A 22,367-nucleotide genomic window follows, 5' to 3' on the forward strand; every position below is an offset into this window, starting at 1 on the left:
ATCAATACCTATTGATGTCTGCCGATTTCTCTAAGCAACCTGAATAGTGGTCACTCTTTTGGTGTTAACAGGCCCTAATTTGACTATTTTTGTTCTGATTCTTGAGGCCGCTCCTGTTGTTCCAAGGCTTGTTTGAGTTGCGCCATGGAAAATTCATTGGCCGGCTTGAAAAATGAACGCATTTGTTTCGATTGTTCCGAATCGGTGTAACCCAAGCCGACAATGGTGATTTGGGTTTCGGTTGCAGAAATTGGGTTGAAATAAAAAATCGACCAGGTCTCCCGAGCCGCTTCCTCGTAAGCAAAGCCTGCCGGAAATCCGGTTGCTTTGATCGATAACATGCGCATGGGGTCATAACTGAGGATGGTGTTGACAACGGTTGATTCATCTCCCAACGTGCCATTGAGGTTGTAATTGGCACGCCATTTTCCGCCAACCTTCAACTCAATGTCAGCCAGAGGGGCAACCCATGATTGCAAGCCTGCTGAAGTGGTGAAGGCATCCCACACGGCGTTGATGTTGGCTTTGACCGTGAATTCATCTACAACCCTGCCCTCATCCGCAATGGCAAAGTGCGACGCCAATAGGAGCCAGCTGAAAAGGCTGTGCTTGATGCTTGAATTTATCATGATATATCCAGAGAAAAATACCAAGCATAAGACATTTGAGAATCAAAGGATTGAAAAATATTAACCCATTTAGAGGTTGATCTGACTTGGACTCAAAGCCCACCTGGAATGAGCAATCATCATTTTACTTTGCATATTCGCATAAACGGATATACAATTGTAAACCATGTTAAGTGCCACTGAATTTTTCAAAACCTTGAGCGATGCCACGCGTTTGCGGTGTTTGTATTTGTTGTCACAATGCAAAAGCTTGTGCGTCTGCGACTTCATGGCGATCTTGGAGGCGCCGCAGTCGCGCATTTCCCGCCATTTCAAATATTTGCGGGATGCGGGCTTGGTGTTGGATGAGCGCAAGGATCAGTGGGTGCACTACCAATTGAACCCTGATCTGGCCGAACAATGGCGGGATTTGTTGTTGCAGAACATGCAGCAAGTGGCCACACAGGAGCCGTTTGTGACCGATTTTGAGCGGCTGAAAACTTATCAGAAAACGGGGTGTTGTTGAGCCACATGGTATTGATCAATGACAGTTGGTTGTCATAGGTGAATTAGAAACATTTGAAATATGGGTCCCCGGACGAAGTTTGAGGCCATTGCTGTCATGATTGAAGTTTGACGCATGGCTGTGTGAGGTGGCATTCATTTTGACCTTAGCCTTCTGCACAACAGGGCTTCGACAGGCTCAGCCACCTTGATAACGACGAAATTTTAGGCTTTTGCGGCTATGAAAAAGAACATTTTATTTTTATGCACAGGCAATGCTTGCCGATCGCAGATGGCGGAAGGCTGGTTGCGGCACCTCAAGGGTGATCAATACCACGTGTTCTCGGCAGGCATCGAGACCCATGCCTTGAATCCCAACGCGGTCAAAGTGATGGCCGAAGTTGGGGTGGACATCTCGGGACATCACTCACAGCTGTTGTCTGAATTCGATGCACAAGCCTTGGATTATGTGTTCACCGTGTGTGGGCATGCACACGAAAACTGCCCGGTGTTTTTGGGCAAAGCCAAAGTGATTCATGTGGGCTTTGATGACCCACCCAAGCTGGCTTTGGCAGTGGCAGGCGATGAGGCCAAAATGGACTGCTACCGGCAGGTGCGGGATGAGATTCGAGATTTTGTTGAGCGGATTGAACATTTTTTATGAATGACCTGGGACTAGATGAGTTTCATCCACATACGGGATTTGAAGCACATTTGAATTGAAATGTGTTGCAGTGACTTTATAGGAGCATTCGGCACAATACACCATGAAGTTCACTGAGCTTGTCGAAGTGCCTTGATGGAAGTGATGTTGTATCGGTACGGATACAGACTTCGACAAGCTCAGTCAGCTTGTGTAATAGGAATTAAAAAAAAAGAGTAAACAATGGGTATATTTGAACGGTATTTATCGGTGTGGGTGGGCTTGTGCATTGTTGCTGGTGTGGTGTTGGGCAACTATTTTCCGACCTTGTTTCAGCACATTGCAGCCTTGGAGTATGCCCATGTGAACTGGGTGGTGGCGGCGCTGATTTGGGTGATGATTTACCCGATGATGGTGCAAGTCGATTTTTCTGCGGTCAAAGATTCGGGCAAAAATCCACGTGGTTTGATTTTGACTTTGGTCATCAACTGGCTGATCAAACCTTTTACCATGGCGGCATTGGGCTACCTCTTTTTCAAGGTGTTTTTTGCCGGCTGGGTCGACCCCCAGACCGCCAATGAATACATCGCCGGCATGATCCTGCTGGGCGTGGCGCCGTGCACCGCCATGGTGTTTGTCTGGAGTCAACTGACCAAAGGCAACCCCAATTACACCCTGGTGCAGGTGTCGGTCAACGACGTGATCATGATTTTTGCTTTCGCTCCAATTGCGGCCTTTTTGTTGGGCATCAACGACATCGAAATTCCCTGGGAAACCTTGGTGTTGTCGGTGGTGTTGTATGTGTTGTTGCCATTGATCGCTGGGGCTTTGACCCGAAAACTGTTGTCGGGCCGCATCGAGGGCTTGCTCAGCACCTTAAAACCTTGGTCGATCATCGGCCTGTTGGCCACTGTGGTGTTGTTGTTTGGTTTCCAAGCGGAAAAAATCATCGGCAACCCGACGGCCATTGTTTTGATTGCCATCCCCCTGTTGATCCAAACCTATGGCATTTTTTTCATCGCTTATTTCATCGCCAAACGACTGCGCTTGACGCATGACATCGCCGCGCCGGCTTGCATGATCGGCACTTCGAACTTCTTTGAGTTGGCCGTGGCGGTGGCGATATCCCTGTTCGGCCTGAACTCAGGGGCGGCCCTGGCCACCGTGGTTGGGGTGCTGGTGGAAGTACCGGTGATGCTGTCATTGGTGGCTTTTGCCAACCGCACCCGGCATTGGTTTGAGCCGCAAGGATGACTACTCAAATAGATGACTTATTTAAAAGAGTTGACGTCATTCCGCGGCTTGACCGAGGAATCCAGGCAGACAGTTTGTCAGTTCAGTTTGCCAAGAAAAAACGTGAAAGTACAAACCACCTGGATCCTCCGGTCAAGCCGCAGGATGACGGAATAACAGAGAATAATTTATGTTAACAGATTTACCCAACATCGATGCCGAGAGCATCCAAGCGATTGATCAGGACACCCTGTTCAACAACCGCATATCGGACCACCCGCCACGCATTTTACTGTTGTACGGTTCATTGCGAGAACGGTCTTTCAGCCGCCTGGCCACCGAAGAGGCGGCGCGCCTCTTGCGTTATTTTGGTGCCGAAACCAAAACTTTTGACCCCGCTGGCTTGCCGCAGCCGGACACCAACGATGGCAGCCATCCCAAAGTCCAAGAGCTGCACCAACTGGTGCAATGGTCCGAAGGCATGGTTTGGTGTTCCCCCGAACGCCATGGCGCCATGACCGGCATCATGAAATCACAAATCGACTGGATCCCATTGTCGGTGGGATCGGTGCGCCCAACCCAAGGCAAAACCCTGGCGGTGATGCAGGTCAACGGCGGCTCCCAATCGTTCAACACCGTCAATCAACTCAGGGTGCTGGGCCGTTGGATGCGCCTGTTGACCATCCCCAACCAATCTTCCGTGCCCAAAGCCTGGCTGGAGTTTGACGATGATAACCGCATGAAGCCTTCATCCTTGTATGATCGCATCGTCGACGTGATGGAAGAGCTGGTCAAATTCACCCTGCTGACCCGCGACATCAAGGACCACCTGGTCGACCGCTATTCGGAACGCAAAGAAGATTTGGTGGCATTCAAAAAACGCATCAGTCAACGCAGCACCGATTGAGCTAATATATGGGCATGCGCTGTCAACTTTGTGAACAATCGGGTTTAAGCCGGTGGCAAAAACCTTTGATCATGTTTGCCTATCCGTTGGTTTGTCGGTTTTGTGGGGCTAGACACCAAAGGCGCCCTTGGAACTTTCGCTTGCCGGGGCCGGTGCGCTGGGTTTTCGAATTCATTCACGACCTGTTGGCCATGGTGGCATACATTCCCTTGTTGGTGTTGTTGGCTTGGTTGATTTATCAATTTCCATTTGAGGTTTCGGCCTGGTGGCTCAGCGGGGTCATCATTGTGCTGGTTTACGCCATTGGTTTGACCTTGCCTTATGAGTTGAATGAAATGGACCCGACCAATGAACGGGTCCAGCGCATTCATGAAAAGAAATCTAAACAGGACTCAACGGATGCCGACCCGGAGGCGTAAATAACGCCAATACAAATAGATGCCAAAAGCGGCGGCGATGTGTTTCAGGCTGTGGCCACTGATCACCTGCAGGCCGGAGAAGATCGTTTGGTCGAAATGTTCCAGCAGTTTGGCCACCACATACATGCCCAAAAACCACCACAACAAATGGCTGTGGGTGAATTTTTGTGGGTAAGCCAGAAAAATCACCGGAATCATCAGCAACGGCAAAAACTGCACCAGACCATACCAACGCAAGTCACCGGCACCGATCGATTCAGAATATTGCCAATACACGATGCTGGCAAAACCCAAGATGATCAATGGCCACAACAGGCTTTTGCCCAGGCCGGCATTGACGTGTTCAGCCAGGACCACGCTGAAAAAGGCCATGAAGGCCACGGTCATCGGCAAGCGGTCCCAAACCAGGGTTTCGTTGTTGGGGTTTAAGTGATACCAACTGGAGCCCAAACCAACAAACAACACGCCGATGAAAAACACCCAATAGAACACCCGGTAATCGGCCGCCACGCGCAGCTTGCCCTGCTGCAGTGACCACAGGCCCATCACCCCGACCAACAAAAACGGCAGATTGGACATCACATTCCAAAAATGGTTGACCCCTAAAAAGGTGAGGTTGTCGGCAAACAGGTGGTAATTCAGGTCCTGTGGAATGGGGTCCACCCACAACCACACGGCCAGGATGATCAACACAGCAATGACCAAGGTGATGACATATTTCATAACGAATTTCCTCTCTAAGCAACGGCGCCAGCTTAACCCATTGTAACCCGGCACAGCCAGCGGCGGATAAATGAGCCCGCCGGGTGCAACATCAGTGGCACCTTGTGCTACCATAGACACATTGATCTTGTTGAACCGCGATGAGCAAAGTCACCATCTTAAAACCCCAGGGCAATTACACCAACATCCCCTTTTATGCCGGCAAAGTATCGGCCGGATTTCCCGGGGTGGTGGAAGAATATTTGGAAGATTCGCTGAGCTTGGATCAACTGTTGATCAAAAACCGGGAAAGCACGTTTTTTGCCCGTGTCGAAGGCGACTCAATGATTGGTGCCGGGGTGTTTCAAAACGACGTGCTGGTGATTGACCGGTCCTTGGTGGCGGCCGACAAAGACATCGTGGTGGCCTTGGTCAACAATGAATTCACCGTCAAACGACTGTGCACCCGCAATGGCCTGAAACTGCAAGCCGAAAACCCCCATTACAGTGACATCGTCATCACCGGCGAGACCGAACTGGTGATTTGGGGTGTGGTCACTGGGGTGGCGCGGTCACTGAAATAACCCCTGAGCGCCAATCCCCGTGCCCAAGTCGGTCATCATTCCCATCACCAACGTCTATGCCAGAGGCGGCTACACCGCAACTGTCCAACATCGGCAGCCAAGGGGCCCAAGCCAACCTGATCCTCGATTCGGGTTCCAGCGCCCTGGTGATTCAAGGTGAAGACTATCAGCCTGGCGAAGATGATTCCCTGACCACCACTTGTTTTGCCCAGAACCGCACCTATGGCATGGGTGGCTGGTTTGGTCCGGTGGTGAAAACCCGCATCCATATGGGCCGTGGGCCATTCTCTGTCAGCTTGGAAGAAACCCATGTGGCGGTGACCCGCAAAGAACAGCAAAACAGTTTTGCCGAAGCCGATGGCATCATGGGTTTGGCTTATTATGAATTGAATCGGGCCTATGATTTGACCGATTACCTGACCGACAACAACGTCAGCCCGGCCGCCACCTACCCCTGGTTTTTGGCGGACGAACAACAAGATGACACGGTGCGCGAGTTCAAAGGTTTTCTGAAAACCTACCCCAAATCATACCTCACCCCTTATTTTACTCAGCTGGAACAACAGGGCGTGGTGGGCAACCAATTTGGCTTCGTGATTCACCGCTCCAGCATCTACCAAACCAGTCAACAACGCAGCCAGGAAGCGCTGCGCAAACACCCCTTGAATCGGGGCTTTTTTGTGCTGGGAAAACCGAAAATCCACACCAGCCTGTTCCAGGGTAAATTCAAAAAAGTGAAGGTGTTGGACGACAAATACCACAACGTGCACGTGCGCTCCATGCGGGTGGGTAACAGCGAACCCATCGCCGCCCCAGAGTTGGATGAAGCTGACCGCAACCACCGCACCAACGGCATCATTGACAGCGGTGCTTCATTCATCGTCTTGCCACAGCTGTTGTTCGATCATTTGCTCGAAGCGTTGATCAAAGTGAATGCCGATTGCGAGGCTTTGTTGGACCCATACCGGTCATTCACCGGGGTTGAAATGGGGGTGGATCTGGCGCAGATCGACTTGGCCGCATGGCCCAGCATCTACTTTGTGTTCGATGGGGCCGAGGAAGACGAAGTTGAATTGGAATTGAAACCCAAAGATTATTGGCAAGTCCACGCCCCGGCACCCAATCAAGCGTCTTTTCAGTTCACGGTGTTGGCTGGCTGGCCCAATCAATGCATCTTGGGATTGCCGTTGATGGCCAGTTACTTCACCATTTTCGATCGGGCGGCCCAGCCCCATGGGGTGATTCAGTTTGCCGACAAGGCCTAAAGCCGATGGCCAATGCGCTTGAGGCCCTGCCAAAAATCATCGGGCCGCCAATGCATCCACACAAACTGCGCTTTACCGACGATGTTTTGTTCCGGAATCAAGCCAAACACCCGGCTGTCGACACTGAAATCGCGGTTGTCACCCATGCCAAAATAATGCCCTTCGGGCACCACCAAATCGGTGTGCGGATAACTGCGACGCACCACATCTGACAACAGCACCACGTGTGAAGCTGCGCCGGTGGTTGCTTGGTTTTGACGCAAACCGGTGCCTGGAATCTCATCCAAAAAGCCCTGGTAAAACCCATCCCCTTGTAAGGCCAGGGGTGCACCATTGAGCCACACTTGTTTGCTGCGCTCATCATAACGGATGTGATCACCGGGGACGCCAATCACGCGTTTGATCACATCCACCGCTGGGTCTTCCACCGAACGGAACACGAACACATCGCCACGCTGAGGGTGGCCGGTTTCGATCAAGGTGTTGTGAAACACCGGCATTTTCAGGCCATAAGCGGTTTTGTCGACATAGATGAAATCACCGGTCAACAAAGTCGGCATCATGGATGAGGACGGGATGCGAAACGGTTCAAAGGCAAAGGAGCGCACCGACAGCACCAAAAACAGAATGGGGAAGAAACTGCCCACTGCCGCCGTGCGGCTCAGCCAGGTTGCTTTGTTGGCTTGCTTGGATCGGTGTTTCTTGAACTTGGCCAACAGCCAAGCGCCCAAGGTCAACAACGTGGCCAAAAACAAAAACACTTCATAATCCCAATGAAAGTCATGCATCGCGGTCTCCTCTTTCTGAATGATTCGAATATAGAATCCCAACCACACCAGAGGTTCACAGAAATGTCCATTTGACGGCAAAAAACTGACTTATGGCCTACATGGACGTGGGTCCGCCACGGAGGCAGGCAGGAATGGTTCCCGACCATTCTCTGCATTCACCCCATCCTGGGATCGACGCCGGCAGCGGTGGTACCCAGTTTCCTCGGGGCGCCGACGGCTCGCCGGCAATCCCTGTGGTACCAACCGCAGCAACCTTGAAATTAAGATCACTGAGCCTGTCGAAGTGCCTTTCACCTTGTGTAGAACCTCCCATCCCCCAAGCAACCTTCGACAAGCTCAGGCAGCTTAAACGAAAAATCACCTCCCAATGAAGCGCCGACTTCATTCGGGGACTTGGCCAGGCGCCAGCCGCCGCCATCAACCAATCACCCTTCGACAAGCTCAGGGAACTTAAGTTTGTAATTTTCAGTTACCGTGCTGGTTTAAGTCGAAACCAGCCTGTCGAAATACCCAGTCCCCCGCTACCAGGCTCCAAGCCCACTGAGCCTGTCGAAGTGCCCCTGAGCTCAAGTCAAACCTATATGCCAGGCAATGATTCAGTCGTTGTGTCAGGGCAACACCCGAACCGCTTTCCAAAAATTATCCGACCAATAATCGGCTTGCAAATTGGAAATCATCACACCGCGGGAAGTGGAGGCGTGTAAAAATTGGTCGTCATGCAAATAAATGCCGACGTGATACATGGCGCCTTGTTTGGGGATTTTGAAAAACACCAAGTCACCGGTGCGCAACCAAGATTCGGGAATTTCGGCATCGATTTGCGCCTGATCGCGGGTCGAACGAGGTAATTGGACATCGAACAATTCGGCAAAAGTCAAAGCCACAAAACCCGAACAATCAATGCCTTGGCGGTCATAGCCACCCAGTTCATAAGGCGTGCCCTGCCATTGTTCATGGCGGTCATACAAGGCATCCAGCATCACCGCCGGGTGGTTGGCACCGACTGAGTGACTGCAACCCACCAAGCCGCACAGCAGCAATGGCAGACCAATGAATGTGATCACGCTTTTTTGACTTTTCTGACAATTCATTTTAGGTATGTCATCTCACCATTCACCCTATTAAAATCTTGATCTTCAATCCAAAGCTCTGAACCATCCTCACTCAGGACTCCTTTGACTTCATAGTAAAAATTGGCTTCTGGAAGAAATTCAAAAATGGCCTCAATGTTTAAGTCATCTTTAAACAAAGCTTGTCCATCTGTTGCGTAGTGAATGTATCCAGCAATGTGTAACTTGGTTTTTTGGATGGGAAATTTTCTAAATTCTAGGACTGGATTGAGATCAAAGCCCCTGCCTCTGTTTCGAATCCGTGTCGTCGTGCCACTCTCTGCAATGGTCAAGCCATTGACTTTCTTGACAATAAAAAAGTGTGCCGATGATTTTTCCAAATGACTGTACGAATCAGAAATTATGGCCAACTTTCCTGTATAGCCTTCTGGCACAGGATTGTGATTCATGACACAACCCGACAAAATTAACAATACTGAACAAAAATATTTTTTCATAACTTAATTGAAAACCACATTGGTCGATTCATTCATTAAACCAATCCATGACCATGATTACCATAAAAAATATCTTTATGGCTGTATTTACATTACATATTTTGTTGACAAAGTTTTCAAACCTGCCTAACATGCGAACCATGAAAACCATTTTCGCCCATACCCATCACCATGCGTTGTCTGCAACGGGGTGGCTTGGTGCCTGAAGACTTTTCTCGATAAGAATTCAAAAAAAGCCCCGTGAATACCAACGGGGCTTTTTTTTTGACTGAATGAAATCAACCACAGCGAATCAATGAACAACATGACACAAGCAAACAACCACCATCATCACCCGACCGACACATCCGGACGGCGCTGCTGAGATTCGCATTTAATTCACCAAGCCCCGTCAATAATACGGGGTTTTTTTTGGCCAAAACAACGGCCTGAACCACACAACAAAACACAGAGAAACGACATGAAAATAAAAATGGCCATCCCCAAAGGCAAACTGCAAGTGGAAATCCTCAGACTGTTGTCCGACATTGGCATCAACATCATGGGCGATGAACGCAATTACCGCCCCAGTTGTTCGGATCCACGCTTTGAGATCAAATTACTCAAAGGACAAAACATCCCCTCCTTGGTGGAATTGGGTCAGCACGACATCGGTTTTGCCGGCATGGATTGGATCGCCGAGCAAGGGGCCCATGTGGAAATCATCAAACCGCTGGGCTTCAATCCGGTGGAAATCGTCGCCTGCATCCCAGAGGACTGGGATTATGCCGAACTGAAACAACGCAGGATCATTGTCGCCACCGAATACATGAATTTGGCCGAACAGTTCCTCGAAGACCAAGGCTTTGATGCCCAGTTGATCCGTTCCTATGGGGCCACCGAAGTGTTTCCGCCGGAAGACGCCGACATGGTGATTGACAACACCAGCACCGGCAGCACCATCAAAGCCAACCGCTTGAAAATCTGCGATGTGGTGTACACCAGCGCCACCCAGTTTTTTGCCAACAAAGACGCCCTGCAAGACCCCGAGAAAAAAGCCGTGATCGACGACATGCTGTTGTTGATCAATGGCGTGATGAACGCCCGCCAACGGGTGTTGTTGGAAATGAACTGTCAGGATGTGGACATCGAAAAGATCGTCACCTTGCTGCCGGCCATGCGGGCACCGACGGTGAGTAAATTGTTCAACTCGGATGCCTATTCGGTGCGCGCAGCGATTCCCAAAGGCGCGGCCAAAGACCTGATTCCCAAATTGAAACAAGCCGGTGCCACCGACATTCTGGAACTGCCGATCCGCAAAGTGGTGTGATGACATGACTGCCAAGACCCTCAAACTGGATTTCAATGAACGGGCCGATTCCCAACCGGCCTGGCTGCAATCTTTTCAGTTGTCCGTCGATGATTTGTGGCGCTACCCCAACCGCCAGGCGTTGGAACAACGCATCGCCACCGATATGGGCCTGTCGGCCGGTTCGGTGTTGTTGACCAATGGCGGCGATGAATCCATTGAACTGTTGTATAAAAACTGCAAACTCAAAGATGAAGCCTTGTTGGTGCCTGAACCCTGTTTCAGCCAATACACCCACAACCAGCAGGTGTGGCAAAACCAAACCACATTCGTTCCAGCACGCGATGATTTGACCATCGACACCGAGGGTTTGGCCGCCCAACTGCAAGCCAATCAGTGGCTGATCCTGACCCGGCCGAACAACCCCACTGGCGAATACCTGGCCGCCGAGGTGCTGGTCGATTTGATCCAGCGTGCGGCAGAACAAGGGGCTTGGGTGTTTTTGGACGAGGCTTACGTCGAGTTTGCCAATGAAGCCGAACCCATTGATTACGCCGCCTTTGACAACCTGGTGACCCTGCGCACCTTTTCCAAAGCCTTCGGTCTGGCCGGCGCCCGCATTGGCTATTTGTTCGGTCAAGCAGCCATGATCGAACGGTTTCGCGCATTGGCCATGCCGTTCAACGTGTCGCGGGCCAACCTGCAATTGGCCGCCGCCGCTTGGCAAGCCCGCGATGAGATCACAGGCTACTGTCAAACCATAGCCGACAATCGGGCGCAGGTGGTGCGCCTGTTGCAAGACCACGGCATCCAACCCTGTCCCAGCCGGGGCAACTTTGTGCTGTTCGAAACCAATCCAGCGCAAAAAACCTTGTTTTCGCGGGTGATGCAAAAACGGGGCATCCAAATCAAAACCGAATTGGGCGGCTTGCCCAACGCGGTGCGTTTGACCATCCCTGAAAACATGGACCAGTTCGAGCAGGCCTTGCGCCTGATTCTCAAACCCGAACTGTTGGCCTTTGACATGGACGGGGTGTTGATTGACACCTCACAAAGTTATGACCAATGCATCATCCAGACCGTGGCCCAACTGAGCGGACAAACCGTGACCCAGGGAGACATTGAACGCACCCGCGCCCAAGGCGGTTTCAACAACGATTGGGTGTTGGCGGCTGAGTTGATTCAACAACAAGGCGTACAAGTCCCCTACCAACAGGTGGTGGACACATTCCAAGCCTTGTATCTGGGTGATGCACAACAAATCGGGTTGGTTGCCCAGGAGCGGGACTTGTTGCAAAATCCTTTGAAACAAACGGTATTCAGTCCCGCCAACACCACCGCCATCGTCACCGGTCGGCCCCGGGCTGAAGCCGCACAAGGCGTCAAACAATTGGGCATTGAGCCAAACCACGTGATCAGTGCCGATGACGTGACGGCACAAAAGCCAGACCCTGAGGGTTTGCAACGGGTGATGCAACAAAGCGGTGCCAGCCGTGCCTGGTTTTGTGGCGACACCGTCGATGACATGCAAGCCGGCACCCAAGCCGGTTGTGTGTGCATTGGCATTGGTGCGCGCACCGCAGCCGAACAAGACAACTTATACCGAGCCGGGGCCGATGTGGTCCTGGAGCACATCAACCAATTGGAGTTTTTATTGTGATTAAAGTAGCCAGAGCCACCAAAGAGACCCAAATCAAATTGTCGCTGGACATCAACGGCGATCCCAGTGCCAAAAACATCGACACCAGCTTGCCGTTTTTCGATCACATGTTGGACCAACTGGCCTCACATGCCGGCTGGTATTTGGACTTGCAAGTCACCGCCGACCTGGAAGTCGACGACCACCATGGCATTGAGGATGTGGCGATTTGTTTGGGTGAGGCTTTGTACCAAGCCTGGCAAGCGGCCAAACCCAACCAGCGTTATGGCCAACGGCTGTTGCCAATGGATGAGGCTTTGACGATGTGCGCGGTGGATTTGTGCGGGCGGCCCTATGCGGTGATTGACCTGCCCTTTTCCCAACCCATGCTGGGCGGCATCAACACCGAGATGTGGGAACACTTTTTTTACACCCTGAGCATCAACAGCAAAATCTGTTTGCACTTGAAGAATCAATATTTTCGCAACAACCACCACCTGGTGGAAAGCGCCTTCAAAGCCCTGGCTTATGCCTTGAAAGAAGCCTTACAGCCGGTAGCAGGTGAGCGCTCGACCAAGGGGGTTTTATGAATGCCGAGTTGAACAAACCGAAAACCCAGGTCGGGGTGATCGACCTCAATTCGGGTAATTTATTGAGCATGCAAACCGCGATCACCGCCGCGGGTTGTGAATTACACACCCTGCAACAACCCCGAGCCAGTTTGCTGAAACAATTGGACGTGCTGGTGATGCCGGGTCAAGGTCGTTTTGCGTACGTCATGAATCAAATCGATCGGCATGGTTGGCGCGATTTTCTGCTCGAATGGGTGCGCAATGGCAAACGCCTGGTCGGTGTCTGTGTCGGCATGCAGGTGTTGTTTGAAGGCAGCGACGAAGATCCCGAAGCGGTCGGCTTGGGCTTGTTCCAAGGCCGCTGTCAGCGCTTGTCACATCCCAAAACCCCAATGGTCGGCTGGGCCCAACTGGACTCATATAAATTGACACTGAAAGACCAATTCGCTTATTTCGTCAATTCCTTCGCCATCAAAGCCTGTCCATTCGCCACCGCCAAAGTCACTTACGGTGATGCCTTTTGTGCATCGGTGCAACGCGGCAACTTATACGGTTTTCAATTTCACCCAGAGAAATCTGGCTTTTTTGGCAGGGGGTTGATGCAACATGTATGTCAATGATGACTCGTCCAATTCGGACTTGACCGCCCGCGTCATCCCCTGCTTGGATGTGGCCCATGGGCGGGTGGTGAAAGGCACCAATTTCAAACAATTGTTGGATATGGGGGACCCGGTGGAACTGGCCCAATTGTACGAACAGCAAGGGGCGGATGAATTGATTTTTCTCGACATCAAAGCCTCGGTTGATGGCCAACAATCGGCCCTGGACATGGTTTATCAGGTGTCCACCCATTTGTCGATCCCGTTTGCGGTCGGCGGTGGCATCAAAAACTTGGACGACGTGCACCGCTTTTTCCATGCCGGGGCCGACAAAGTGACCCTCAACACCATGGCAGTGGAACAGCCCGAACTGATCAACCAGATCGCCACCCAGTACGGCTCGCAAAGCATCGTGGTGGCGGTCGACGTCAACCATGAAGCCGATGGCTCCTTGGCGATCTACACCCACGGCGGCTCGCGCCGGGTGGCGGTGAATTACCATGACTGGATTCAGCAAGTGGTGGATCGGGGCTGTGGCGAAATCCTGCTCACGGCGATGCACAAAGACGGCACCGGCAGTGGTTTTGACACCGATCTGCTGGCCCAATTTGGGGCCGATTTTCCGGTGCAAGTGATTGCTTCGGGGGGCGCCAAAGGCCCGCAAGACTTTTTGAACGCAATCCATGCCGGGGCCGATGCGGTGCTGGCTGCCGGCCTGTTTCACCGCGGCGAGTACACCGTCGGTGAGATCAAAGAATTTTTAATCAACAACAACATAAAAATCAGAAAAACTTAACCACATTGTTGATTTGTGAATTTAACAACCGACTGAACCAAGAATAAGTGGTTTCAGCTGTGGTTCATAACAAGGCATGGGTGCGCATATGAATTGACACAAGACCATTTGAATACGTCCACAAAGCAAAAAAAATAAAAACGAATATAAAACAACAAAAACTTGTGGATTGAGCTGAGGCTCAGGTCAAGGCGTTGGCGCACACAGCATGTGAGTGTATAAAGATACGTGACCATGCGAGTACGTCTACAACGCAGGATTGAGACTCAGATCGATTCACCCCTGGAGAAAATATGTTAATACCCAGTATCGATCTCATGGGCGGCAAAGCCGTGCAGTTACAACAAGGCGAAGGCGACAATAAAATCCACGAACGCGAAGACGTGTTTGAATTGCTCGAAGAATTTTCCTTGTATGGCGAGGTGGCCATCATTGATTTGGATGCGGCCATGGGCCAGGGCTCCAATCAAGCACTGATAGAACAACTGCTGCGCCGGCGACCTTGTCGGGTGGGCGGTGGCATCCGCGACCTGGAAACGGCCAAAAGCTATTTGGCCGCCGGTGCCAGCAAGATCATTTTGGGCACCTCGGCCAGTCAGGATTGGGTCAAAAAGTTACCACGCCAATCACTGATTTTTGCCATCGATGCCAAAGACGATCACTTGACCACCCATGGCTGGAAAAAAACACAAGACATCAAGGTTCTGGACATCATCGACGATTGGGCCCAACACTGCGGTGAGTTCTTGTATACCCAAGTGAAAAAAGAAGGCATGATGCAAGGCATTGATCAAGCACGGATCAGTGCGGTGATCGAAGCTTCACCCATTCCGGTCACCGTGGCCGGCGGCATCACCAGCTACGAAGACTTGCAATGGATCAACCAACACGGTGCCAATTCGCAGATTGGCATGGCCATTTATTCCGGACACATGTCGTTGACCACCGCCTTCATGTCTTTGGTTGATTTCAACAAGGCACCGCTGGTACCGACCGTGGTGCAGGATGTGAAAACCCATAAAGTGCTGATGCTGGCTTACTCATCAGCCGAGTCATTACAACACGCCCTGACGCACCGCACCGGCACCTATTTTTCAAGATCCAGAAATGAATTGTGGACCAAAGGGCTGACCAGCAACAACACCCAACAATTGCGGCAAGTGGATGTGGATTGTGACGGCGATTCCTTGTTGTTTCTGGTTGAACAAGTCAACAACGCCTGCCATTTTGATCGCTATTCCTGCTTTCCCAGCCAACGCAAAAGTTATACACTGGACTACCTGGATGAGGTGTTGGAACAACGCATGCAGGCCACAGATGGACCACCATCCTTCAGTCAAAAACTGCTCGCCAGTGAAGCCATGCAGATTGAGAAACTGAAAGAAGAATGCGATGAGTTGATCGAGGCCACCGAGCACAACCACGTGCGCTGGGAAGCCGCCGATTTGTTGTTCTTCACCCTGGTGATGGCCAAAGCCAAAGGCGTGGGCATCCAAGAAATAGTCAATGACTTGCGGAGTCGAAACCATGAGCGATGAATTTGTGCGGGTGTCTGAGTACCAGCGCCCCACCTTTAAAAACCAAGAAAAAATCGAAACCACGGTGGCCAAGATATTGGCCAAGATCAAACAGCATGGCGATCAGGCGGTGCAGGCCATCAGCCAAAAAATTGATGGACAACCGGTGCAATACATTGACCTGTTGCCGTTCGATGAATACCCCATTGAGCAATCGTTGAAAGATGCCATTCAAAGCGCCCACCGCCGCATCAAAAAGTTTTGTCAATTTCAAATGAAGGACCTGAAGAACGACCAGTTCAGCGATGAAATGGGCGATTTTGGTTTTGTCTATCAACCCATTGAGCGCATCGGCGCCTACATCCCCGGTGGCCAGTTTCCACTGATTTCAACCGCCTTGATGACCTTGACGCCGGCCCAGGTGGCCGGCTGTCCGGTGCGGGTGGCCTGTTCGCCTTCGGCTGATCCGGCTTTGTTGGCCGCTGCCAGTTTGGCCGGGGCCACACAGTTTTTACACGTGGGTGGGGCCCAAGCCATTGGCGCCCTGTCATACGGCTTTGACCAAACCCCACCGGTCAACATGATCGTCGGACCAGGTAATGCGTTTGTCAATCAAGCCAAAGCCCAAATACAACACCGCACCCAAATCGACACACTGGCCGGACCCAGCGAGCTGTTGATTTATGCCAATCACATCAAACAACCCGAATGGCTGATGTTCGATGCCCTGGCCCAAGCCGAACACGACGCCCATGCCGTCAGTCTGGTGGTCAGTGAACAGGAAGACTTGCTGTTGAACTTACATGGCTTGTTGGCCGAACACGAGCGTGGCCAAGAACTCCTGGAAAATGACAACATCGTGTTGTTGTTGGCCGATGATCAACAACAGGCCTTGGACTTCATCAATGATTATGCCCCCGAACACCTGATGGTCTGTGATGAGTCCATGAAAACCGGCTTGTTCACCAACTACGGTTCCTTGTTCATTGGTGAAAATTCGGCGGTGGCTTTTGGTGATTATTGTGCCGGACCCAACCACACCTTGCCCACCGCTGGGGCCGGTAAGTTTTCGGGCGGATTGAGTGTGCATCAATTTTTGAAAGTCCTGTCCACCCAAAAAATCAGTGCCACAGGTCGCGGGGTGTTGGCCAACATCGCGGCCAAATTGGCCGCTGCCGAAGGCCTGGTTTATCACCAACAAAGCGCCGAAATCAGGAAGTAAGAGCAGATCAGGCTGATCCCGACTGTCGGGATCTGATCTTCAGGAAGGAGAAGAGTCCTGATCCGGCGCCCATGTCAGTAGGCCTTTGACTGACTTCAAAGACAAACAGAAGAGGAGAGCGTAAAGGTGTTTGTCTCTGAAAATCAGTCAGAGGTCTGCTATATCAACGGGCCAAACTCCATTTGGTTACACACCTTTGCATCAAGCCGGTCATCCACCGGGTTCCACACTGTGAACCAGTACCTGATCCTGACCCCTGATTAAGCTAGAATGAAGACATGAAATTGCACACAAAATCATTGATGAAACGGCTGCCGATCTGGCTGGGCCTGGTCTTGGCGGCTGCAACCCAAGCCCAATCCCTGCCACCCCATGAGCCGCTGGATGTGCTGATCGTGTCTGATGAAGTCAACCCCCATGGCTTGGCCGATGCCGACTTGATGCAACCGGGTGACTTATCACAAACCTTGAGCCAAACCACGGCCCTGAACAGCCACATCATTTTGGAAATAGACACCAACGACATTGAGTTGGCCACCGCTGCCTTGAATTTACCGGTCGGGCATGTGGACCGCCCCGAGGTGTTGATTTATTTTGCCCACCGCATTCCCAACAACGGCAACAACGCAGCCGGTCGCCAGGCGGCTTTCGTCAGTGCCGTGGACAACTTCTTACAAACCGGTGGTGGGGTGATCAGCTTTCATCACGGCATTTACCTGACCGGCGGCAAACAAGGCATACAGGATTTATTGGGCTCACAAGCCACCGGCGCGGTGCCCTGGAACACCGTCAACGGGCAAGACGTGATTTTTGTCGGTGGCAACCATTTCATCGGCACCCATGAGATCACTTATGCCGGCACCACCACCTATGGCAACCCCGGCCAGGGCATTCCCACGGCCAACTACCCCTATTTCAACAACACCCCGGATGAGCGCTATCCCCAAATGGATTTCAACAGCGGCAACAGCGGTTGTGAGATCGAGCCTTTGTTCCAGAGCAACTACAGCGACAACGGCAACCAACACCTGCTGGGTTACACCAAGTTGTGCCCCGGCTGGACCGCGCCGGTGATGGTCTATCAACCCGGCGAATACCAGCCCAATGCCACCAGCGGTAACAACCTGCAGATCCTGCTCAACGCCATCTACCACCTCAGTGATTTCCGTTGGGATGTGATCTTTCGCACCACGTTTGATTGAGCTGACTTACGTCATCTAATGCGCGATATTAAAGATGATGAAACACGCCTCATTCATTGATTGATCAATGGAACAAGTGTTCATGACAAATGGCACTATGACTGTGTTGGCAAACCAGCAAAATGGCATCCATTTGGGAATTCAGACCAATGACAACACTTCACCCAATGACCCTTAAAATCATCATATTCCTGCTGGCTGGATTTCTGATAAGCTACCATTCAGTCAAAGTTTATTCGCTGTTCACTGCAGCAACAAGCTTGATTGGATTCATTGACATCCATGGTATCAGTTCGGTGATAAGAACAGCCATCATTGCTGCCTTGATCATGGTGGTGTTCAACATCAAATATGGCTTGGTGCTGATGTGGATCAGCATCAGTGCTTTGATTACCTTGCAGTATTTTTCCATTGATCAAGTGAAGCATTGGTCGGAATTTCTGAGTCCACTTAAAGGGCTAATTATTCCAACCATCCTGACCATATTAAGCCACACAAAAATCCACAAAAACCTCGCTTGATCTGATCATGGCCGCTTATCGACTTGGTTCAATTTTCGGTTTGACTCGACCACCGTGAAGGATGTGATTTTTTGCACTGCTCTTGCAGTGTCAAAAAAACCGGGCTCAGGGCCCGGTTTTTGAGGCTTTGTTGATAGACCGCTATTATTCAAAATCGTCGGCAAAAATCAGATCTTCCACCGTGTTCCAACCAATGTCTTGGAACAACTGCAAGGTCAGGTCGATTTCATCAAAAATGGTGGGGGTGATGCTCGGCTCCATCAACAGGTTCGGGTTGGCGTCGCGGGTGAAGTGTGACACCGAGGAACCTTGTTCAAATGGGTTCGGCGCATACAGCCGCACAAAGCCACCATTGGCACCAGCAAATTGGCCGGTGTCATAACCCAAGGTCACATTGACGCCCGGCAAGTTGCCCGTGATCAAAGCCCCATCGTCCAACGAAATACCGACCGAAGGAATGGTCACGGCAGGATCCGAACCACCCATGGGCGGCAAACCTGGGGACACGTTGTTGGCCACCAACACCGCCACCGCACCGGCGTTTTGTGAATTAATCACTTTGAGGGTGAAGTTACAGCTGCCTCGATTGACAATGGCAATGGCACCGGTCAAGTCATTGATGATCGGTTCACAAGCATCGTTCACATCGCCACCGGTGCCGTCATCTGCCAGTACCACATCGGCGGTCAATCCCATTTCTGGAATGGCCGGACCAAAAGAAGCCGTTTGAACCGCATAGTCACCGGCAATACCGCCAGGAGAGTTAATGGTCAACACCGCGGGATTGCCCAACACATTGGGAAATTCAGCGGTGACGTTGGGACCGGTCCAAACCAAGTTGGGGTCATTGATGGCCGAGGCCACACGTTCGGCATTGTCCATATCGACCCACTGCTCACCGGTGCTCAAATCACGCATGAACAAGGTCCAAATGTCTGGTCGACCAGAAAAGAAGGCGCCGGTGGTGCCACTGGTGAAGGTTTGGAAGCCCAAACCATGACCCATTTCATGCAACAACACCGGTAAGAATGCGGTGAAGCCTTGTGGTGTGGCACCGTCCAAACCGTAGTACCAACCACTGTTCAAACAACCATTGTCCAACTCTGAGTTGAATTGGGAGTTGATTTCAGCTTGGGCACCATTGACATCAACACCGGCCAAAGAGCTGGCCAATGATGGGTTGTACCACGTGTCGGCCACCGGTGCATTGGCGAAATCCGCATGCACACTGGCGGCACCGGCCGAACCCAAGACCGCGCCGTTTTGGCTACAAGTCAAGGGATTGAATGCGGCATTGACCACAATCTCAACATCGCTGTCCAAGAAGGTTTCCCAAATGTCAGCCGCTCTTTGGAAGGCGATCAAACGCTGTTCACCCAAAGTGGTACCGGTGTTGCCACCAATCGGCGCCACTGGGGTGGGGTCATTGAATCCTTCACCGGCACCATCGGTGTTGTTAATGGTGATGGTGGCTTGGCCAAAAGCCGAACCACAGGTCATCAGGGCCAACAAGGCCCATGGGGTGCGTAGTTTCAACTGACTCATTTTTCACCCCGCTTGGTGGCCACTAGCGCGGGGCCATGTTGGTGATCAGGTCCCAGCTGGTCATGGTTCTGACAACTGTATACAATTTCTCCATTGACCACTTTGGCCACAGAGAACATTTGAAAACGACCTTTCAAATCGACCGATTCACTGCCATCGGCATGGCGAACCACTTCCAGACCTTGTTGTGATTGGTTGATGGCATCCAGTTCGAGTTGGGTCTTGGGTTCTGTGGGTTTGTCTGTTTGGGTGGTTTGGGCACTGACTTGGGTGGTCAAGGCAGCGAGCCCCAAAGAGCCAGCCAACAGTATTTTATGTGTTATTTTCATGGTTATCTCTTTTTAAAGGTTATGTAAAGGGAGAGGATCTTCAAAAAATCCGTCAATGATTATAGAGTAAAGTACCGCCGGTTTCATTGCATTTGACCTTTTTCGGTCATTGGCTAAACCTGGCCCACTGTGGGTGGCCTCTTTCACAACCCCCTCCAGCGGTGGCGTACTGACCGAGGTGAACACAATACCCCGAATTGAACGGTTGATTTGGCCCACATCCCTCACAATCGGCCAAAATGAACGCCACTTGAACGGTGGTTTTCAACAAAATGTGATGCCATCCACGATCAAGCGCCAAACCACAAAAAAAGACGCTTTCGATGTCATGAATCTGCGCCATCCCACGTAGCATGAAATACATTCATCAAAACGAGGAGCAACATCATGAAACATTTGATTACCGCCTGGCTGATCACCTTCAGCACCCTGATCCTGGCTCAAGAGCGTCACACTTCATTCGACCCCGCGATCCATGGTTTCAATTTTGAGAACACCTTCACCAATGATTTCATCAAAGAAGTCGATTGGCGCACCAATGGCTTGTGCGGCGGCATGGTGTATACCGCCTTGGACCATTTTCTGGCCGGCAAACCGATTCCCAGACAAGATTACCGTCCAGCGGTGCACAGCCCCTTGCATGACTACATCTACGACCGTCAAGTTCACTCGATTGCCGACAACATCGACAAATGGGCAGAATTGGGAGTGAATCCTTTGGGGGCGCGCAACAGTGAATTCTTCAAATGGGGTTTGGAGGGCAAGCCCGGGGGACGCATCGATGAGTTGCGTGCAGCCATTGATCGCGGGATACCGGTGCCGTTGGGTTTGTTTCATGCCGATGACCATGAAGGTGGCGATCACCAGATTCTGGCCATTGGCTACAAGATGGGCCGGTACCGAGGCGATTTGGGTCCGTACCAAACCGACTTTGAAATTTATGTGTATGACCCCAACAAGAAAAACGCCAAGCGAACTTTGAAAGCCGATCCAGGCTCGGAACAATGGTATTACGTGGATGACCACAACAAACGTTGGCAAACTTATTTTGTCGACCGCAAATACCGCAGCCACAACCCGCCCAACTTGGCCCAAGCTGCAGTCCACAATGATGGCAAAGTCCATCAACTGCGCTTGGAAATCACCACCGGTAGTGACGACCTGCGAGGCGGTAATGACAATGTGGACATTGAAGTCGGGGTGTATGGCATGAGCCCACAGCGGTTCAACAACATCAACAACTCCAGGCGCTGGATCGATAACTACACCCAAACCATCGAATTGAGTTTAAACCAACCGGTCGATCGCAGCGACATCAGCCACATCAAATTGCTCACCCGATTTTCCGGCGGCATGGGTGGCGACAATTGGAATGTCAATCGGGTGACCGTCAAAGCCATCGAAAATGGCCAAGCACATGACATGAAAACGGTGGAAGGCCAACCTTGGGTGCGCTTCACCGGGCAACGGCACGAAGCGCAGATCAACCTCAATTACCGAGCCGCCACCACGGTCAACACCCAAGTCCCGGTCATCGTCCATGCCAGCCAAGACCGCTGCCATGCCAGCCTGCAAAATAAAATTGCTTGGGATTACCAAGGCAACAAACGCTGGGGCCAAAACAACCTGGACCGCTTGTGTGGTTCGGTGGGCACCGAGCAACCCGCACAGTGTTTCAAACAAGTGATGCACGGCGGGGTCAATTGGGGTGGTGGCACCCAATGGCAATGGGAAAATGCCTTGAAATTGTGTGCCAGCTCGCTGAATGCCAACCGCACCGTGGTCTGTTTCAAAAAGGCCATCAAGCAAGGTGACAACTGGTCCTCTGCGATCAATGCCTGCAAACGCGGCTGATGGTTTCAGGCGGTTCAGAGCCAAAGGCTGGCACCTTGCCAGCCTTTGGGCTGCTGCCCC

General features: G+C 51.6%; 24 protein-coding genes. 16 read left to right on the forward strand and 8 right to left on the reverse strand.

Annotation, left to right across the window (positions count from 1 at the left end; translation table 11 throughout):
• Positions 1–83: 83 nt before the first annotated feature.
• Positions 84–629: an SRPBCC family protein gene (locus K7G70_RS08595; RefSeq protein ID WP_223788213.1), complete on the reverse strand. Its 546-nt coding sequence runs from the start codon at positions 627–629 to the stop codon at positions 84–86.
• 166 nt (positions 630–795) lie between these two features.
• Between K7G70_RS08595 and K7G70_RS08600 the strand changes: the two genes are divergently transcribed.
• The 5 genes from K7G70_RS08600 (at position 796) to K7G70_RS08620 (ending at position 4,314) form a co-directional block, all read left to right on the forward strand.
• Complete coding sequence (locus K7G70_RS08600; RefSeq protein WP_223788214.1) at positions 796–1,134, forward strand: ArsR/SmtB family transcription factor; 339 nt, start codon at positions 796–798, stop codon at positions 1,132–1,134.
• Positions 1,135–1,353: 219 nt separating this feature from the next.
• Positions 1,354–1,776: an arsenate reductase ArsC gene (locus K7G70_RS08605; protein WP_223788215.1), complete on the forward strand. Its 423-nt coding sequence runs from the start codon at positions 1,354–1,356 to the stop codon at positions 1,774–1,776.
• A 222-nt stretch (positions 1,777–1,998) separates the two neighbouring features.
• Positions 1,999–3,009 carry an ACR3 family arsenite efflux transporter gene (gene arsB, locus K7G70_RS08610; protein ID WP_223788216.1) on the forward strand — a complete coding sequence of 337 codons (1,011 nt, stop codon included), beginning with the start codon at positions 1,999–2,001 and terminating at the stop codon, positions 3,007–3,009.
• A 169-nt stretch (positions 3,010–3,178) separates the two neighbouring features.
• Positions 3,179–3,895, forward strand: a complete 717-nt coding sequence (gene arsH / locus K7G70_RS08615; RefSeq protein WP_223788217.1) for an arsenical resistance protein ArsH — start codon at positions 3,179–3,181, stop codon at positions 3,893–3,895.
• 152 nt (positions 3,896–4,047) lie between these two features.
• Entirely contained in the window at positions 4,048–4,314 is a 267-nt protein-coding gene (locus tag K7G70_RS08620; RefSeq protein WP_223788218.1) for a hypothetical protein, read from the forward strand.
• Here the strand turns inward: K7G70_RS08620 and K7G70_RS08625 are convergent.
• The gene (locus K7G70_RS08625; protein WP_223788219.1) at positions 4,288–5,037 is read right to left on the reverse strand and encodes a ceramidase domain-containing protein; all 750 of its coding nucleotides are present in this window, start codon (positions 5,035–5,037) and stop codon (positions 4,288–4,290) included. The two genes, K7G70_RS08620 and K7G70_RS08625, sit on opposite strands and share 27 nt — an antisense overlap.
• A 140-nt stretch (positions 5,038–5,177) precedes the next feature.
• Between K7G70_RS08625 and K7G70_RS08630 the strand changes: the two genes are divergently transcribed.
• The gene (locus K7G70_RS08630) at positions 5,178–5,600 is read left to right on the forward strand and encodes a LexA family protein (protein ID WP_223788220.1); all 423 of its coding nucleotides are present in this window, start codon (positions 5,178–5,180) and stop codon (positions 5,598–5,600) included.
• Positions 5,601–5,656: 56 nt separating this feature from the next.
• Complete coding sequence (locus tag K7G70_RS08635) at positions 5,657–6,865, forward strand: pepsin-like aspartic protease (RefSeq protein WP_223788221.1); 1,209 nt, start codon at positions 5,657–5,659, stop codon at positions 6,863–6,865.
• On the opposite strand, the gene lepB is transcribed toward K7G70_RS08635, so the two are convergent.
• The 3 genes from lepB to K7G70_RS08650 form a co-directional block, all read right to left on the reverse strand.
• On the reverse strand, positions 6,862–7,653 hold the full coding sequence (gene lepB, locus K7G70_RS08640) for a signal peptidase I (RefSeq protein WP_223788222.1): 792 nt from the start codon (positions 7,651–7,653) through the stop codon (positions 6,862–6,864). The genes K7G70_RS08635 and lepB overlap by 4 nt on opposite strands.
• Positions 7,654–8,264: 611 nt before the next feature.
• On the reverse strand, positions 8,265–8,720 hold the full coding sequence (locus tag K7G70_RS08645; RefSeq protein WP_223788223.1) for an NlpC/P60 family protein: 456 nt from the start codon (positions 8,718–8,720) through the stop codon (positions 8,265–8,267).
• 23 nt (positions 8,721–8,743) lie between these two features.
• Entirely contained in the window at positions 8,744–9,223 is a 480-nt protein-coding gene (locus K7G70_RS08650; RefSeq protein ID WP_223788224.1) for a hypothetical protein, read from the reverse strand.
• 460 nt (positions 9,224–9,683) lie between these two features.
• On the opposite strand from K7G70_RS08650, the gene hisG reads away from it, so the two are divergent.
• From hisG to K7G70_RS08690, 8 genes are all read left to right on the forward strand, one after another.
• On the forward strand, positions 9,684–10,532 hold the full coding sequence (gene hisG / locus K7G70_RS08655) for an ATP phosphoribosyltransferase (protein WP_223788225.1): 849 nt from the start codon (positions 9,684–9,686) through the stop codon (positions 10,530–10,532).
• 4 nt (positions 10,533–10,536) lie between these two features.
• Positions 10,537–12,171 carry an aminotransferase class I/II-fold pyridoxal phosphate-dependent enzyme gene (locus K7G70_RS08660; RefSeq protein WP_223788226.1) on the forward strand — a complete coding sequence of 545 codons (1,635 nt, stop codon included), beginning with the start codon at positions 10,537–10,539 and terminating at the stop codon, positions 12,169–12,171.
• Positions 12,168–12,740: an imidazoleglycerol-phosphate dehydratase gene (locus K7G70_RS08665; RefSeq protein WP_223788227.1), complete on the forward strand. Its 573-nt coding sequence runs from the start codon at positions 12,168–12,170 to the stop codon at positions 12,738–12,740. Before K7G70_RS08660 ends, K7G70_RS08665 begins: the two co-directional genes overlap by 4 nt.
• Positions 12,737–13,342 carry an imidazole glycerol phosphate synthase subunit HisH gene (gene hisH / locus K7G70_RS08670; RefSeq protein ID WP_223788228.1) on the forward strand — a complete coding sequence of 202 codons (606 nt, stop codon included), beginning with the start codon at positions 12,737–12,739 and terminating at the stop codon, positions 13,340–13,342. Before K7G70_RS08665 ends, hisH begins: the two co-directional genes overlap by 4 nt.
• Positions 13,329–14,117: an imidazole glycerol phosphate synthase subunit HisF gene (hisF, locus tag K7G70_RS08675; protein ID WP_223788229.1), complete on the forward strand. Its 789-nt coding sequence runs from the start codon at positions 13,329–13,331 to the stop codon at positions 14,115–14,117. The genes hisH and hisF overlap by 14 nt, the downstream gene beginning before the upstream one ends.
• A 293-nt stretch (positions 14,118–14,410) precedes the next feature.
• Positions 14,411–15,655, forward strand: coding sequence for a phosphoribosyl-ATP diphosphatase (gene hisE, locus K7G70_RS08680; RefSeq protein ID WP_223788230.1), 1,245 nt, complete (start codon positions 14,411–14,413; stop codon positions 15,653–15,655).
• The gene (gene hisD / locus K7G70_RS08685) at positions 15,645–16,856 is read left to right on the forward strand and encodes a histidinol dehydrogenase (protein WP_223788231.1); all 1,212 of its coding nucleotides are present in this window, start codon (positions 15,645–15,647) and stop codon (positions 16,854–16,856) included. Before hisE ends, hisD begins: the two co-directional genes overlap by 11 nt.
• Positions 16,857–17,134: 278 nt before the next feature.
• On the forward strand, positions 17,135–18,058 hold the full coding sequence (locus tag K7G70_RS08690) for a hypothetical protein (RefSeq protein ID WP_223788232.1): 924 nt from the start codon (positions 17,135–17,137) through the stop codon (positions 18,056–18,058).
• Between the two features lie 232 nt (positions 18,059–18,290).
• On the opposite strand, the gene K7G70_RS08695 is transcribed toward K7G70_RS08690, so the two are convergent.
• The 3 genes from K7G70_RS08695 to K7G70_RS08705 form a co-directional block, all read right to left on the reverse strand.
• Complete coding sequence (locus K7G70_RS08695) at positions 18,291–18,470, reverse strand: hypothetical protein (RefSeq protein WP_223788233.1); 180 nt, start codon at positions 18,468–18,470, stop codon at positions 18,291–18,293.
• Between the two features lie 253 nt (positions 18,471–18,723).
• Complete coding sequence (locus tag K7G70_RS08700) at positions 18,724–20,124, reverse strand: PA domain-containing protein (RefSeq protein ID WP_223788234.1); 1,401 nt, start codon at positions 20,122–20,124, stop codon at positions 18,724–18,726.
• Positions 20,121–20,453 carry a hypothetical protein gene (locus K7G70_RS08705; RefSeq protein ID WP_223788235.1) on the reverse strand — a complete coding sequence of 111 codons (333 nt, stop codon included), beginning with the start codon at positions 20,451–20,453 and terminating at the stop codon, positions 20,121–20,123. Before K7G70_RS08705 ends, K7G70_RS08700 begins: the two co-directional genes overlap by 4 nt.
• Before the next feature lie 387 nt (positions 20,454–20,840).
• Between K7G70_RS08705 and K7G70_RS08710 the strand changes: the two genes are divergently transcribed.
• Positions 20,841–22,307 carry a cysteine peptidase family C39 domain-containing protein gene (locus K7G70_RS08710; RefSeq protein WP_223788236.1) on the forward strand — a complete coding sequence of 489 codons (1,467 nt, stop codon included), beginning with the start codon at positions 20,841–20,843 and terminating at the stop codon, positions 22,305–22,307.
• Positions 22,308–22,367 lie beyond the last annotated feature (60 nt).

It is taken from the genome of Marinicella meishanensis (genome assembly GCF_019931145.1).
GTDB lineage: Bacteria > Pseudomonadota > Gammaproteobacteria > Xanthomonadales > Marinicellaceae > Marinicella > Marinicella meishanensis.